Origin of the sequence: Mongoliibacter ruber (genome assembly GCF_003003005.1) — a bacterium.
Classification (GTDB): Bacteria; Bacteroidota; Bacteroidia; order Cytophagales; family Cyclobacteriaceae; genus Mongoliibacter; species Mongoliibacter ruber.
In genome coordinates, this window is sequence record NZ_PVTR01000006.1 from 220746 (window position 1) to 235845 (window position 15100).

Annotated in this window: 11 protein-coding genes; 6 read left to right on the forward strand and 5 right to left on the reverse strand. The window is 40.6% G+C overall.

Annotation, left to right across the window (positions count from 1 at the left end):
* The 3 genes from CLW00_RS11630 to CLW00_RS11640 form a co-directional block, all read left to right on the forward strand.
* A partial coding sequence (locus tag CLW00_RS11630) for an MBG domain-containing protein (RefSeq protein ID WP_146131412.1) occupies positions 1–2703 on the forward strand: 2703 nt, incomplete at its 5' end.
* 81 nt (positions 2704–2784) lie between these two features.
* Positions 2785–3747 carry a PorP/SprF family type IX secretion system membrane protein gene (locus CLW00_RS11635; protein WP_106133855.1) on the forward strand — a complete coding sequence of 321 codons (963 nt, stop codon included), beginning with the start codon at positions 2785–2787 and terminating at the stop codon, positions 3745–3747.
* Position 3748: 1 nt separating this feature from the next.
* Positions 3749–4117, forward strand: a complete 369-nt coding sequence (locus CLW00_RS11640) for a helix-turn-helix domain-containing protein (protein ID WP_106133856.1) — start codon at positions 3749–3751, stop codon at positions 4115–4117.
* Between the two features lie 39 nt (positions 4118–4156).
* On the opposite strand, the gene CLW00_RS11645 is transcribed toward CLW00_RS11640, so the two are convergent.
* Together CLW00_RS11645 and CLW00_RS11650 are read right to left on the reverse strand one after the other, a co-directional pair.
* Positions 4157–6292: a M3 family metallopeptidase gene (locus CLW00_RS11645; protein WP_106133857.1), complete on the reverse strand. Its 2136-nt coding sequence runs from the start codon at positions 6290–6292 to the stop codon at positions 4157–4159.
* A 146-nt stretch (positions 6293–6438) separates the two neighbouring features.
* Positions 6439–7959, reverse strand: coding sequence for a DUF1593 domain-containing protein (locus tag CLW00_RS11650; protein WP_106133858.1), 1521 nt, complete (start codon positions 7957–7959; stop codon positions 6439–6441).
* Between the two features lie 300 nt (positions 7960–8259).
* Between CLW00_RS11650 and CLW00_RS11655 the strand changes: the two genes are divergently transcribed.
* Positions 8260–9099, forward strand: coding sequence for a bacteriorhodopsin (locus tag CLW00_RS11655; protein WP_106133859.1), 840 nt, complete (start codon positions 8260–8262; stop codon positions 9097–9099).
* 124 nt (positions 9100–9223) lie between these two features.
* On the opposite strand, the gene CLW00_RS11660 is transcribed toward CLW00_RS11655, so the two are convergent.
* From CLW00_RS11660 to CLW00_RS11670, 3 genes are all read right to left on the reverse strand, one after another.
* On the reverse strand, positions 9224–9838 hold the full coding sequence (locus CLW00_RS11660; protein ID WP_106133860.1) for a DUF4230 domain-containing protein: 615 nt from the start codon (positions 9836–9838) through the stop codon (positions 9224–9226).
* 123 nt (positions 9839–9961) lie between these two features.
* Positions 9962–10861, reverse strand: coding sequence for an alpha/beta hydrolase (locus CLW00_RS11665; RefSeq protein WP_106133964.1), 900 nt, complete (start codon positions 10859–10861; stop codon positions 9962–9964).
* A 343-nt stretch (positions 10862–11204) separates the two neighbouring features.
* Positions 11205–12620 (reverse strand): DUF1593 domain-containing protein, encoded by a 1416-nt coding sequence (locus CLW00_RS11670; protein ID WP_106133861.1) that lies wholly within the window; start codon positions 12618–12620, stop codon positions 11205–11207.
* Between the two features lie 267 nt (positions 12621–12887).
* Between CLW00_RS11670 and CLW00_RS11675 the strand changes: the two genes are divergently transcribed.
* Both CLW00_RS11675 and CLW00_RS11680 read left to right on the forward strand, forming a co-directional pair.
* Positions 12888–13529 (forward strand): PorT family protein, encoded by a 642-nt coding sequence (locus tag CLW00_RS11675; protein WP_146131413.1) that lies wholly within the window; start codon positions 12888–12890, stop codon positions 13527–13529.
* Positions 13529–15025 (forward strand): M43 family zinc metalloprotease, encoded by a 1497-nt coding sequence (locus tag CLW00_RS11680; protein WP_106133863.1) that lies wholly within the window; start codon positions 13529–13531, stop codon positions 15023–15025. The genes CLW00_RS11675 and CLW00_RS11680 overlap by 1 nt, the downstream gene beginning before the upstream one ends.
* The last annotated feature ends 75 nt before the right edge of the window (positions 15026–15100 follow it).

Sequence of the window (15100 nt, forward strand, 5' to 3'; positions counted from 1 at the left end):
AAAGTCTATGGTGCCAACGATCCTGCATTGACTTTCAAGGCAACTGGTTTTGTAAACGAAGATGATGAATCTATCATTTCGGGAACCTTGACCAGAGCAGCCGGAGAAGATGTTGGCGCTTATGCCATCAATCAGGGAACACTTTCAGCTGGTGACAACTACAGCATCGAATTCACAGGGGCTGATTTCAATATCACTACCAAAACTTTGACCGTGATGGCCAATCCAGATCAGAGCAAAGTCTACGGTGCCAACGATCCTGCATTGACTTTCAAGGCAACTGGTTTTGTAAACGAAGATGATGAATCTATCATTTCGGGAACCTTGACCAGGGCAGCCGGAGAAGATGTTGGTGTTTATGCCATCAATCAGGGAACACTTTCAGCTGGTGACAACTACAGCATCGAATTCACAGGTGATGATTTTGTCATCACCCAAAAGGAATTGGCTATAACAGCTGCGGACATTACGAAAACCTACGGTGAAACCATCAATTTCGTAGGAACCGAATTCACTGTTGAAGGGCTTGAGTTTAAAGATGAGGTAAGCAACCTCACCTTGAGTTCAGCAGGTGCGGTAGCCACCGCCCCAATTGGAACCTATCCAATTGTCGGCTCAAATGCCGAGGGTACCGGAATTTCCAATTATAACATCACCTATAAAGATGGACAACTGAATGTTGGCAAAAAGACGCTTGTCATCACTGCCAACAACGGTTCGAAAATTTACGGAGACAGTTATTCATTCAACGGAACTGAATTCACCGTAAGTGGTCTGGTCAATAAAGATGTTGTTACCTCAGCAAGCCTCACTTCAACAGGGGCAGCAGCAACAGCCGGAGCAGGTGTTTATGAAATAGAGTTATACGATGCAGAAGGCTCAGGACTTTATAATTATACTTTGGAATATATCAAAGGCAGTCTTGAAGTAAATCAGAAAGCCATTACAATTTCTGCAGACAACAAATCCAAAGTCTATGGAGAAGTAAATCCAACTTTGACCTTTACATATTCAGGGTTGGTAAACGGAGACAATTCGGTGAGCACCTCTCCTACCCTCACTACAGAAGCAGATTCAGGTTCTGATATAGGTACTTATGCAATTCAAATCTCGGGAGCAGCCGATAACAATTATGACATAGCTTTCGAGAATGGCACTTTGGAAATCACTCCTGCGGATCTGACCATCAAAGCCGACAACAAGCAAAAAGTGTATGGGGAAGAAAACCCTCCCCTCACATTCAGCTTTATCGGACTTGTGAACGGTGATACTGAAACAACTATCACTGCTTCTATCAGCACGGATGCCGCTGCAAACTCCGCAGTTGGGAACTATGACATAAATGTGTCAGGTGCTACGGATTCAAATTATACCATCAGCTTCGAAAACGGGAATCTGGAAATCATTCCGGCTCAATTGATTGTCAGGGCTGAAAACAAAGCCAAAGTCTACGGTGATCCGAATCCTGAATTGACATTTGTCTACACAGGCTTGGTAAATGGAGATCTAGTATCTTCCCAAGCACCTAACATCACGACAATTGCCTCTGAAGATTCCGCTGTAGGATCATATCCTATACTTGTCACAGGTGCTTCCGACACCAACTACGATATCTCTTTTGAGAACGGAATCATGGAGGTCAATCCTGCCACACTCACCATAGTTGCCAACTCAGACCAGTCCAAAATCTTTGGAACTGAAGACCCTACATTGGTATTCCAAGCAAGCGGATTTAAACTGAGTGATGGATTGGAATTGATTGCAGGAGCACTGGAAAGAGAAAAAGGAGAAGCTGTCGGAAAGTATGCCATCAACTCGGGAACGGTGAAGGCTAATGACAATTACATAGTCGAATTCCAGGGAAATGAATTTGAAATCATCCCTGCGAAGATTGAAGCTGTCATCAGTCCGGCTGATGTGGAGACTGCTTGGAACATTGATCCAGAATTGCCTAAAACAATCACTGTAATGACTGAAGACGGAAGGTTTCTGGAACTTGAAGTCATCTGGGATTTGACAAACCTGAATATCCTTGCCCGAGGCGAATATGAAATCAACGGGACAGTTGTCCTGCCTGACGGAATACTCAACGAAGAAAGCCACAAGGGTTCACTTATCGTCAAGGTAATGCCTAAGCCGGCACCTTCAGATGTCATACTCAGCAACAACACCTTCGAAGGTTCCGCAACAGAATTCTTCATCTATGTCGGCGGGATAAGCGTGGTCGATGCTTTCGATGATATCCATGAAATTTCTCTCAAAGGAGCTGAGGGTGACAATAAATACTTCGAAATCATAGACAGAATGCTCTTTTGGAGCAGTGCCGAACAAGTCGAAGGACGTGACATATTCCTTGTGACAGTATCTGTTGCTGATAGAGACGGCAACATCTCCGATAAAGTATTTGAAGTCAAAAGGCTAAGAAAGTCAATATCAGATATCGAAGTGTTTAACAGCTTTACACCAAACGGTGACGGAGTCAATGATGATTGGGGAATCCCGGACTTGAGGTTCTATCATGGTGTTACGATCAGGGTATTTGAAAGAAGCGGTTTCCAGGTCTTTGTCACAAATGATCCTGACCTAAGGTGGGATGGAACTTATAACGGCAAAGAGTTGCCTGTAGGCACATATTATTGGGTACTTGAAATCCAGGAAACAGGGGAAACAAGAAGAGGACTTCTGAACCTTCTAAGAAAATAGTAAGCCAATTACAGAGGGGGAGGAATCCACTCCCTCTTTTCATAAAATCCAACTTGAATTAAAATTTCAACATATACCAACATGGCAAATTTTACCAAAACAATCCTTTTTCTTGCTCTTTCAGTACTCCTCAATTTTGGGGTGACTGCCCAGACCAGAAAATATGTCAGCCAGTTCAGTCTTCTGCAAAACTACTACAACCCTGCCTTGACAGGATATGAAGGCTCCAGTTTCAGGGGTTTCGTCAGAGACCAATGGGCAGGTTTTGAGGGGGCTCCAAAAACCTACTTTGCCTCTGCCGAATTTGACCTGGCAGACTTCAACTCCGCACCTGACCCTATGTCAGCGGGAAAAAACGCAGTGGGTTTCAACCTGATGCATGACAGGTATGGGGCTTTTGTGGATACCGAACTGATGCTGAGCTATGCCTCCAGAATTCAGATTGGCGAAAAAACACATATCCGATTGGGAGCAGGTGTCAATTACAACACTGTCCGACTTGACGGCAGCAACATGACCACAGAGCAGTCAAATGACCCCACCATTTCACAGTATATCCATGGCTTTGCCAACATGCAGGTTCTTGATTTCAATATCGGCATGGCATTGACACACCCCAAGTACTATGTTTCTTATGCCATGCACAATGTCAACCAGGGAGCTCTCAATTCAGGAGATGTATTTATGGACAGAAAAGCTCCTGTATCAGTCGTGCAGGCCGGCTACAGAAGCATGGTGACGGATAATTTCGGAATTGCATCCAACTTTATGTTCCGCTCGCAAAGTGACTTGCCCGATAATATTGAATTCAACCTAAAGGCCATTTTGATGGACAAAATCTGGGTCGGAGCCGGACACAGGGTTGATTATGCCAACAACTTTCAATTTGGCCTGATTCTGCCGGCAGTCCGGATTGGATACGTGTACGAAATGCCAAGCGTCGGGGCCTATCTCCTTCCAAATACCACCCACGAATTCTTGGCCGTTTTCCCAATTTTCAGGAAAAATGTAAGGACATCAAAAGATGAGGTTTTGATCTGGTAATATGGAAATCCAAGTTTTAGATAAAATCTATAGAGCTATAGAAGAAGATAAAATTTATAAGCAGGTTGACCTTAACTTATATGAATTTGCCAAATATCTGCAATTGCCTCAAAGAAAAGTATCTAATCTGATCAATAGGCATTTCAGTACGGGGTTCCCTGCTTTGATTCAGAAACATAGGTTAAAAGAAGCTTTAAGGCGGATTTCGGAAAACCCAAAGGAACTGACCTTAGAAAAAATTGCCCGTGAGTCTGGTTTTTCATCTAGAATTACGTTCTTCAAAACATTCAAAAAAGAAATGGGAATATCGCCAAGTGAATATGTCCAAAAACAAAAAAATCTTACACAAGTCAAAAATAAAAACCCGTAGCTAATCGCCACGGGTTTTTTATGCATAAGTAAACCTTGTTTACTTGGACCTGTCGACTTTGACTTCATCCAATCCACGTTTTTTCAGCAAGGCATCAATTTTCGGTTCAGCACCTCGGAAGTTGACATACATCTTCATCGGATCGTCGGTCCCTCCTCTTTCCAGAATTTCTTTTCTGAATGCCTGTGCTTTGTCTTGATTAAACAACTCTGTTTCTTTGAAAGCTTGGAAAGCGTCTGTATCCAATACTCCTGACCAGATGTAACTGTAGTATCCTGCCGAATATCCACCCGCAAAAATATGCTGAAAATAAGGACTTCTATATCTTGGGATTATTTCATCAATCAAGCCAATCTTATCCATAGAAGCTTCTTCAAACTCATCCGCCCCCTTAGAAATAGCTTCTTTTTGAGTATGGTAATCCATATCCAATAGAGAAGCCGCCAAATATTCTGTTGTTCCGAAACCTTGCCCAAAAGTACCCGACTTTTGAAGTTTTTCGATCAATGCATCAGGGATCACTTCTCCTGTTTCATAATGGAAGGCATACTCTTTCAATACAGATGGCTCAGTAGCCCAGTTTTCCATGATCTGAGAAGGCAATTCCACAAAATCTCTAGGTACAGAAGTACCAGCTAGACTTCTGTACTGCACATTAGACATCAAACCGTGTAAAGCATGTCCAAACTCATGGAAAAAGGTAGTCACTTCGTCAAATGTCAACAAAGCAGGAGCATCTCCCGCTGGTCTTGAAAAATTACAAACAATGGAAATAACCGGTGCTTTTCTTTCTCCTCCTTCCATTTCCTGTCCTCTGTATGATGTCATCCAAGCACCTCCCCTTTTAGAAGCTCTTGGGTGAAAATCCATATACAAGACACCCAAGTGGGTACCATCAGCTTCTTTTACTTCATAGGCTTTGGCATCTGGGTGATAGACAGGGATATTTTCAATCGGCTGGAAAGTAAGTCCCCAAAGTTTGTTTACTACCATAAAGACACCTTCTTGCACTTTGCCAAGAGAAAAATAAGGTTTTACCTCCTGTTCATCCAATTCAAATTTCTGCATTTTCAGCTTTTCCTCATAGTATCTCCAATCCCATGGTTCCAAGTCAAAACTTTCGCCGGAAGCATTGATCATGGCTTGCATTTCAGCACCCTCAGCTTTGGCCTTAGCTAAAGCCGGTGCCCATAGTTGGTTGAGAAGGTTGTAGACATTTTCGGCATTTTTAGCCATTGTCTCTTCCAAGACATAATCAGCATGGGTATCAAAGCCTAACAAATTGGCCTTTTCTCTTCTGAGATTTGCGATATCAATCAGGATTTTTTTGTTGTCGTACTCATTTCCTTGGTCAGCCCTATTTTTATATGCTTCCCAAATTTTCTTTCTCAATTCCCTATTGTCTGCATATTGCAGAAAAGGCATTACGCTTGGATTCTGGAGTGTGAAAAGCCATTTCCCTTCCATATCGGCAGCTTTTGCATCTTCCGCAGCTGTTGATCTCAAAGAGGAAGGCAATCCAGACAAATCAGATTCGTTGTCAATTACCAGTTGGAAATTATTTGTTTCAGCCAATAAATTTTGACCAAACTGAAGTCCTAAAGTAGAAAGTTTACCATTGATTTCTCTTAGCTTTTCTTTATCAGTCTCACTCAAGTTTGCACCATTTCGGACAAAAGCCTTGTACCTTTTTTCCAATAGTTTGTGCTGCTCTTCATTGAGTCCAAGACCATCTTTTTGATCCCAAATTGCTTTTACTCGTTCGAAGAGTTTTTCATTTAAATTGATGTTATCACTGTGCTTTGAGAGTTCAGGCGCCATTTCTCTGGCTATAGCCTGTATTTCATCATTGGTATTTGCCGAATTGAGGTTGTAGAAAACGGTGCTGGTTCGTGCCAACAAGTCCCCAGACCTTTCCATTACTTCAATGGTGTTTTCAAAAGTCGGCTCATCGGAATTTTGGACGATGGCATCTATTTCAGCCTGTTGCTGCTTGATGCCCTCTCTTAAGGCTGGTGCAAAATGCTCGTTTTTGATTTTGTCAAAAGGAGGTACTTCAAATGGGGTGTTGTAAGGTTCGAAGAAAGGGTTCATAGAAGTGGATTCTTCATCTGATTGGCTGCATGAAAAGAGGATACTACCTGCTGCTGCCAAGGTTAAAATTGATTTTCGCATAGATTTAGAATATTTGGGTTTTAGCCCTCAAATATAATGATAATTCATTGTATCAAATAAAACGCCTGCGGAAGGGCTGAGATAACATAGACATCGATCCCAATTCTAAAATATTAAATCTAAAATCTAAAATTAAATTTCAACCATCAATCCAAAACCTCCACAATTACCCTTTGATACCTAGTAAGGACGGGGTAACCATTATCGGAAACCTGGAAAATCACGTGGATAGTTTCTCCCGGACTGGCTTCGTCAGGGACTACAAATGAGGCTTTGGATGTATTTTGGTCCTGAATCTGGATCACTCCATTCATACTTCCTGCCTCCAAATAATGCCACCATACATATTCCAATTCATCACCATCGGGATCTTTTGCTCCTCCTGACAGCTCAACTGTCTCGCCTACCTGGGCTTTGACATTATGGTCATGGTCCAACCATACTTCTGGGGCATGGTTTGCTTCATCATAACTCTTCACTGACCAAGCCGCTCTCGCTGCAAAGTCATGCTGAATTTCTTTGATCCATCGGGTTTGTGGATAGGTAGCATCTGATTCTTCTGAATAAGGGTTAAAATCCGTCACATGCTTGCCATCTTCCCAGCGATTGGGGTTCGACTTGGATTGGACAAACCTACCACCCCACCCTCCATAGGCTGGATTTTCATGACTGCGCAAGCCCACATCCAAGAGGTAGAAAAAAGCCGGGGAATCACCCTCAGAAATAAAATCATATTGCTTTCTGCCAAACTTTTCCATGACTTCAAGATCTCCATGATCATGTTCATCGTCATTCTCAATTTGACGTCCATCACCCCATGTATAATACGCTCCTGCCAAAGGTCCTCTGTCAAAAAGGATATGCTCTTTGAAAAAATCTCCCGAAAGATATTGTCTCAGTTCTTCAGGAACTCTTGTGACCCAAGGATAGGCAAAACACCAAAATTGGTCTGAATTGTAAATCACTTTTACCTCAGGCCAATTGGGTGCAATGTACTTTTCATAAGTGGCATCTTGATCCAAAACGGTATACAAAACGGCCTTGTTTGATACCTTTTGATACACTTCATCCCAATTTTCTTCACCCTTAAATTCCTCTTCTATGGATTTCAGCGCCCTAGCTGCGGTATTGGTTCCACCCCAAATTTGAATATACACTTGTCTGTCATCATCATCCAAAAGCACTTTTTTGATCCAATCAGACCCTTCTGTATCCTTGGCCATTTCTCCTTCAAAGTCTATATTTCCGACCTTTATCAAGTCCATAAGCGCAGTGGGTGAAGGGTATCCGTCAGCATGTTGTTTTAGATTTTCATATACTTCCCCATATTTTCCGATCAAATCCTGCATCCATGTTGTTCCCGGCCACCGCAACTCTGTTCTTTCTCCATACCGCTCAGCAGTAGATGACATCTCTGAGGTAAAGGTTGTGCCCTGACCATCGCCTTTATAATGCCACTGAGAGCTACTGTAGATAAGTCCTTCAACATCAAACTCATTGGTGTAAAACAAAAACCTGATAAAAGAATCAACATCATCTACTTCACCATCTGTAGTAACAATGGTTCTGGGTTTTTCTATTTGGCTTTTTGAAACTTCTTGTTCTTGATTTCCGCAGGCAAACAGTAAAATAGCGATGATCAAAAAACTGAATTGAATATTCTTCATGGCAAGGATTGGTTTAGGGTTGTGGATGAAATCAAATATTAGGATGATAAACAGACCCTCAATATAATACTTCTTCGTAAAATTGATCTTCTACAACAGCTTTTCGATTTTAGATACATACTCAAAATTATGCAGTTCATTATATTTTTATAACCAAAAATACTCTATTAACACTTCTATAAAATTTTTATTCTATCCGATATTTATCTATAAGTCAAAATAAAACAGAAATCTTTTACATTTTAAGCCAAACAAAGTTTCGTACAATGTGTTGATCATAAGTACCAACAAACTAAACCCATGGAAAATTTAGGAAATGCCACCTTTGAAAACTACATCGGTTTTCAAGATGGATTTAACGAAATGGCTTACCAAATGGTAGCTCACGTGTTGACGCTCGGATATGCAGTAATGCTTGCCGGGCTATTTTATTTTGTGTTGACCATCAAAACTGTAGCTCCCAAATACCGGACTTCATCAGTACTTTCAGTGGTGGTAATGGTCTCCGCATTTTTGCTTTTATATGTGCAAGCGAATAATTGGACGGATAGCTTTGTTTTTGATACCGAAAAAGGCAAATACTTCCTAGGTGAGGGGAATGATCTATTCAACAATGGATACAGATACCTCAACTGGTTGATTGATGTTCCAATGTTGCTATTCCAAATCTTATTTGTAGTCACTTTAACCAAATCCAATTTTGGAAGTATTAGAAATCAATTTTGGTTTTCTGGCACAGGAATGATTGTGACAGGTTACATCGGGCAATTTTACGAAGTTACTGATCTTACCATGTTTGCGGTGTGGGGTGCTATTTCTACTATATTCTTCTTTCACATCCTTTGGTTGATGAAAAAGGTGATAGACGAAGGAAAAGAAGGTATCCCATTGAAAGCCCAACAGACGCTACAGTCTATTTGGGTGTTGTTTTTGGTGAGTTGGATGCTTTATCCAGGTGCATATTTGATGCCTCACCTCGCTGGAATCGAAGGTTTATTCTTCAGTGAAATCGGTGTAGTGGCAAGGCAGATTACTTATACCATTGCAGATGTCAGTTCTAAAGTAATTTATGGTATTCTATTGACCAATGTTGCACAGATTATGAGTAAGGAAGAAGGATATATTGAGCATGCCGCTTAAAAGATTTCCCTTATTTTTTAGAATAAAACCACTTTCGAAAGAGAGTGGTTTTTTTTTATAAAAAGCACTCTGTTGATTAAAAATCCATGCTTTACCTAAAATTATATCAATTGAGCAATCCTTCTCACTTTTTCAAAAGCTTAAGTTCTTCTTCATTTTCAATAACAAGCTCATTGTACTGAAGCGTCCAACCAAGGGATTTGGTCAAAATGAAAATATTCGCAAGTTCTGCCATTAAGCGTTCTTGGCTATTTTCCATCATATTGGATTGATCAACTTTTTGACGGATACGCTGGTTTACCGTCGATTTGATTTTGTTATAATCAGCAGCACCAAACTGGTTGAAATATTCTTGAGTAACGTCATAATACTGAATATCAGGATAAATATTGACTACTGGTTCAGGGATTCGCTTTAGGATTACTGTTTTATTTTCTATGTCCAATTCAGTTTCCAACTGCCTGAGATCATATTCAACAGTGACTTTTGCATTGGCCACAACAAGCGCTTTTTTGTCAGACTTAAGGATATTGAGGAAAAGGTTTTGAGAGTTTTTAAAAGTAAAAACCTGTGAAAAATTTCCTTCCGTCACAATCAATTTCCCGACTTGCTCAATTTGCTGTTGGATCAAAGCTGAGCTTTCATCAAGCTCTTCTTTACTTTCTTTTTGACTGAAAAGTACCCAAACTCCAACCAAAACTAAAGCAGCAACTAAGAAGCCAGCAAGAAATCTACTCATAAATAAATGTTGTGATGAAATTTAATAATGTTGAAATGTATAATCCGACCTAAGTATCTGCCTCCAACTGTAGGCCACTTGTCTTTTAAACCGATTTAAAACAAAGTAGTTGGGTTATCCCGACTATTTCTGTAACCATTCGACAACTTTATCCATCCATTTGATTTCTGAAGCTGCATTGTGCAATCCAAAGCCATGTCCACCTGATTCGTAATAGAGTGTCTGAACGCTCACACTATGCTGATTCAAAGCTTTTTCAAAAACATAAGAATTTTGAATGCTTACGCCATCATCTTTAGCATGGATCAAATAAGTAGGTGGAGTATCGCTTGTTACCTGTTTTTCATTGGAGAATTTATCCAAAAGTTCGTTTGGCGGATTTTCTCCCAACAGGTTTTTAACCGAACCACTGTGTCCTACTTCCGGATCAAAACTGATCACAGGATAGACCAAGATCATAAAATCAGGCCTAAGACTAATCTTTTCGGGATTTGGAATAATTTCATCTCCATATCTGACACCAGCAGTAGAAGCCAAATGACCTCCTGCAGAGAAACCTAGAATACCTATCTGATCTGATTTTACATGCCATTCATTAGCATTTTCCCGAACCATTTGAATGGCTCTTTGGGCATCTTGAAGAGGACCTATGGTTTTGTCCTTCATAATTTCATCACTTGGCAAACGGTACTTGAGAACAAAAGCGGCTATCCCTTTTTCCACGAATGCTTCCGCTACATCTGTTCCCTCATGTCCTGCTGCCAAAATCCAATATCCTCCTCCGGGACAAATGATCACTGCTTGTCCTGTAGCTTTTTCCTTCGATGGCAGATATGCGGTCAGAGTAGGAGTGGAAACTTTGCTGATTCTTAAAACGCCGTCTTCACCTATTTCTGATTTTTCCTCATCTGTCCCATCTATAGAATTAGGAATGGACTGGGTTTCGTAAAGTAGATATGAGGTTTGACAAAAGGTGTTTAAAGAAAGTAAACAAAGCAGAACTAATAAAAGAGAATGATTCATCTTGGAATATAATTGAATATGATTGTCCGCAATCATGCCACTAATCAATTAAACGAGGATTTATTGGCAAACGGATACTAATAGATATTGGATATTTATAGATATTGGTTCGAAATCACAGGTTAATTCTATTATTTAGATTTTACTGGTATGAAAGCGGATATATATATAATTGAATTTTGAAAACATCAATATGAAACTATTTGGGAGAATAAAGATTGCAGACCTTCAAGGGCAGTATAGATTTGGAGCTTGACTTGGACCTATTAAGAGTAGAAAATAATGTCCGTGTTTAAAGTCTTGGTGGATAGTCCGGTTTGGATAGATTTTTTAAATATTAGTCTCAATTATTCCTCAACACTACTCTTCTATAACTTGTCAAACTTGGAACTCCATTGTCCTCCACTTCCAAAATGATATGCAACTCCTGACCGGAATTGAGTTGAGGCATCTCAAAAATCAACTCTTCTCCGTAAGGATTGTGAAAATCAAGTTGCCCTGAAAAACCACCCGCTTCACGATATACCCACCACTTATAGCGCAATTGGTCTCCATCAGGATCATGTGAACCTTTTGCAGATATACGAACTGTGTCCCCTGCCTCTGCGGCACCGGTGCCCAGAGCTTTTCCTTCATTTCCATTCAAAACAAGTACCGGATTGTGATTGGCTTCCCTGTAAGTATCCGTAATATTCCAGTCCATTCTAGCCGCAAAATCATGTTGAAAGGCTTTTCGCCATCTCCAAATCGTAGCTTGATTAGAGGTCTCCTTTTTCCCGTCAGGTAAGATGACTTCATCTTGGGTATCTATCGTGGATGTCCAGATTTCAGCTACTTCACCATAGGACTTCAATAGTGAATACCTTCCAGCCCAGCCACCCCATGCGGGGGTTTTGTACCAAGCCAAGCCATTTTGAATCAATCCTAGAAAAGAGGGAGTATCCCCTTCCATGATATATTCCACAGGGAGGTAATGCTCTCCCAAAGGCCCGTGATCATCCCTTATATTTTTCATCAGCCAAGGATTATCTACCAAATCATAATGCAGCATTGGCCCGTTTTTGTACCATTTATCGCCAGCTATCCCTGTCCAAGTAGCCTTGTAATACTCCTTCCAACTGTCTCCTGCACTGGCATCGACAATGTAGAATATTCCCGGGAAATTGTGACGGATCCATTGTCCTGAAAAATCCTGATCTGATATGGCATATACCCGCAACTTGTCTACAAATTTCTTCACCTCATCTTCTGAACGGGTATCTTGCACCTTCCATAGGGCTTGTGCCAGACAGTTGGCTCCTCCCCAGACAGATATCCAAAGAGGTCTCTCATCCGCTTTATCTACCGCCTTGATCAACATTTCTGAACCTGGAGAATCCTTACCTTCCCCTACTCCATCCATACTAAATAAAGGCAAATGCTCAGACACGACGTTCATCAGTTGTTCAACATCCGGATAGTCTTTTGCATGAAGATCAAGCTTGTGTTTGACTTGACCATAGCTGGCAACGAGGGCTTCTATTTTATCTTTTCGCGTCTTATTCCTTAAATGGGTGGAAGTCGTGGCCACGATCCCTTCAATATCATATTCATTGGCATACACCAAAAAACGGACAAGGGACTGTTGGTCATCTGGCTCATTGGTAATGTCAGTCAGGACAAAAACCCGCTGCTTGACAGGCTCTTCAAATTGCAAAGGTGTTTGCGCCAACAATCCTCCTGACAAAATCAAGAGGGTAAAAACTAACAGGGTCTTCATGTTCGTAGGTTATTTTGAGAACATTCAAGTTAATATGATTTTAGCCAAAAAGAAAAATAAGTCAACACCTTCAAAAAGCAAAAATTATTGATTTGTAATACTTTATGGAGAATTTATTAAAACCTATTCATAAAAATCAAGTTTTAAATTGAGTAATAACATAAAACTCCTTAGATTTCTCCGCTCAAAAAACACAAATATTGTTCTTTTGATGATTGACTGTTTAAAAAAATGCCCACAAGGGGCTCTTATCTCAATTTTACTTAAATGAAAAGAAAGTTAACATTTACATTATTTTGTCTGATGGTTTTCTTAGGAGTACATGCCCAAGAAATCACTCCAAATGACAGTACCATCTCCAGCAAAAAGGAGATGAAGGTTGGTATTCGCCTTTCACCATCTCTAAACTTTTTTGATTATGGGGACCTGTCCTTCGCTCAGGTAGCTTCTGACAATAAGGTAGGCTTTGGAGCAGGTGTTGTCTTTGATTGGAAAATATCCGAATACAACCGTGCAAGGCTTGAACCTTATTTTGAAATACAAAATGTGGTCAACGAATCCATAAATCCCAATATTGATGCAGTTACTTCTTTCAACAATTTAGTTTTTGGTTTGGACGTGATTCCATTGGTAATCACTTACGGCGGAAAAATCAAGCCTCAATTGTCATTTGGTGGTTTCGCGAAATACTACCTCACCACATCCCAGGAAACCACCTTCAACGGCAACACTGTCAGCAATTTTGAACCCAACACGAGTAGTCTCCAGTATGGATTCAATTACGGTATCGGTGCTTACATCGGTAAAAGATTAGTGGAATTCAGGTATTACCAATCCCTGAATGATTTTGTGGAAAGCTCCGCAGTACCCAATAGTATCAATCAAGTACAATTAATTCTGGTCTATTAATGAAACGTCTAAAAGCAATTTCCCCGATTATTGCCTTGTTCGTCAGCTTTTCCTGCATGACAGAGAGGGAAGAAGACAACTCTTTTTACTTGAATCAAATCTCAAGAATTCAGGTCAATACTGCCCAGCAGATTTTCTTTTCTGAAAACGTAGAAACGTCCTTGAACTTGGATGTACGTTATTTTGATGAAAGTAACAGGCCTTTATTTGCCAATCAGAACATACCTTATGAGCTGTTTTTGACAGATTCTCTGATTGACTCACCGACTTTGAATCTTTCCCGTCCAGGTAATTATACGCTGAAGGCTGCATTCCCGACCAGAGAGAGGACTTTCAGCAATGGCGTGGAAATCCAAGTCGTGGGTCCGGAGTATATTCAGGAAGTAAGACTGGACTATTCCAATGAAACCAGAAATAGCTTTGCAGTAGCAGAAAACAACACCCTGGATTTCACAGTGAAAGTCTTTGGTCCAGAGGGTGAAATCACCGGGTTGGAGGATCAGATATTTAGAAACCTGGAAATCCAATTGGGCAATCAGTCATTAAACAGATTGGACAATATCAGGATTAGAGAAACCGGATCCTTAGACGTGGTTGCGAAAATATTCGGTGTAGAAAGCAATACGCTAAAAATCGAGTCCAGAGAAGATATCGTTTACCCTATAAAGGAAATGCCTATCATTTTTCATGTATTCTCAAATGGCCCAAATATCAATGCAGCCCAGATGAATGCTGAAATCAATAAACTGAATGCAAATTTTTCTAATGCAACCAGAACAAGCTTCCGAAGCAATGTCAATGCAGTGAATGGTTATTTCAGGTTTAGACTTGCAGACAGAGATCCGGAAGGCAATACACTTTCAACGATAGGATATAATAGAATCGAGGTTTCGTCGGATTTTTCTGATGATAGCCCAGAGTACTTGCAGACAAAGTTTGACGAAATGTGGGACCCTAACCGCTACATCAATGTATTTATAGAAAACATTGGTTTTGCAGCTGGCTATGCCTACTTGCCTACTTTAAGTCAGCCAGCAGTCCCAGGCTTAGCAGTCAATTCAGATGCTGAACCTACTATCAACTACCCTTATTCCATTTCGTTGGATTACCGATTTGCCATAGAACAAAGTAATCCAAACCCGTATGTGCTTGGGCACGAAATGGGTCATTATCTTGGACTTTATCACACTTTTAACGACTGCAATTCCGGTGATTTTGTAGATGACACCAACCCTCACAGTTTGAGCGGTCTCAGCCCCGTTCAAGTTTTCAACAATAACAGAACAAGTTGTCTTGGGGAAAATTTCATTTCTACCAATTTCATGGATTATGTGATAGATGTGGATCATTTCACCTTTGACCAAAGGGAAAGAATGAATGCTGTATACGAGAATGGACTCTTCATCCCAAGGCAAGAAAACCAATCTGCCAGAATGTTACCGCTCCAAAAAGGGATATTGGACAGTAGCATCAAACCTATAATATGTGAATTCTAGGATTGAAGACACGCTTAAAAAGCCTTGCAAATATGAATTGCGAGGCTTTTTCTTATTTTAGGGGATCACTTGAGA

Bases quoted from the DNA above. Each gene is read 5' to 3' on its own strand.
- CLW00_RS11675 (WP_146131413.1), top strand. From the start codon at position 12,888: ATGAAAAGAAAGTTAACATTTACATTATTTTGTCTGATGGTTTTCTTA.
- CLW00_RS11680 (WP_106133863.1), top strand. From the start codon at position 13,529: ATGAAACGTCTAAAAGCAATTTCCCCGATTATTGCCTTGTTCGTCAGC.
- CLW00_RS11640 (WP_106133856.1), top strand. From the start codon at position 3,749: ATGGAAATCCAAGTTTTAGATAAAATCTATAGAGCTATAGAAGAAGAT.
- CLW00_RS11645 (WP_106133857.1), bottom strand. From the start codon at position 6,292: ATGCGAAAATCAATTTTAACCTTGGCAGCAGCAGGTAGTATCCTCTTT.
- CLW00_RS11660 (WP_106133860.1), bottom strand. From the start codon at position 9,838: ATGAGTAGATTTCTTGCTGGCTTCTTAGTTGCTGCTTTAGTTTTGGTT.
- CLW00_RS11665 (WP_106133964.1), bottom strand. From the start codon at position 10,861: ATGAATCATTCTCTTTTATTAGTTCTGCTTTGTTTACTTTCTTTAAAC.
- CLW00_RS11670 (WP_106133861.1), bottom strand. From the start codon at position 12,620: ATGAAGACCCTGTTAGTTTTTACCCTCTTGATTTTGTCAGGAGGATTG.
- CLW00_RS11635 (WP_106133855.1), top strand. From the start codon at position 2,785: ATGGCAAATTTTACCAAAACAATCCTTTTTCTTGCTCTTTCAGTACTC.
- CLW00_RS11655 (WP_106133859.1), top strand. From the start codon at position 8,260: ATGGAAAATTTAGGAAATGCCACCTTTGAAAACTACATCGGTTTTCAA.
- CLW00_RS11650 (WP_106133858.1), bottom strand. From the start codon at position 7,959: ATGAAGAATATTCAATTCAGTTTTTTGATCATCGCTATTTTACTGTTT.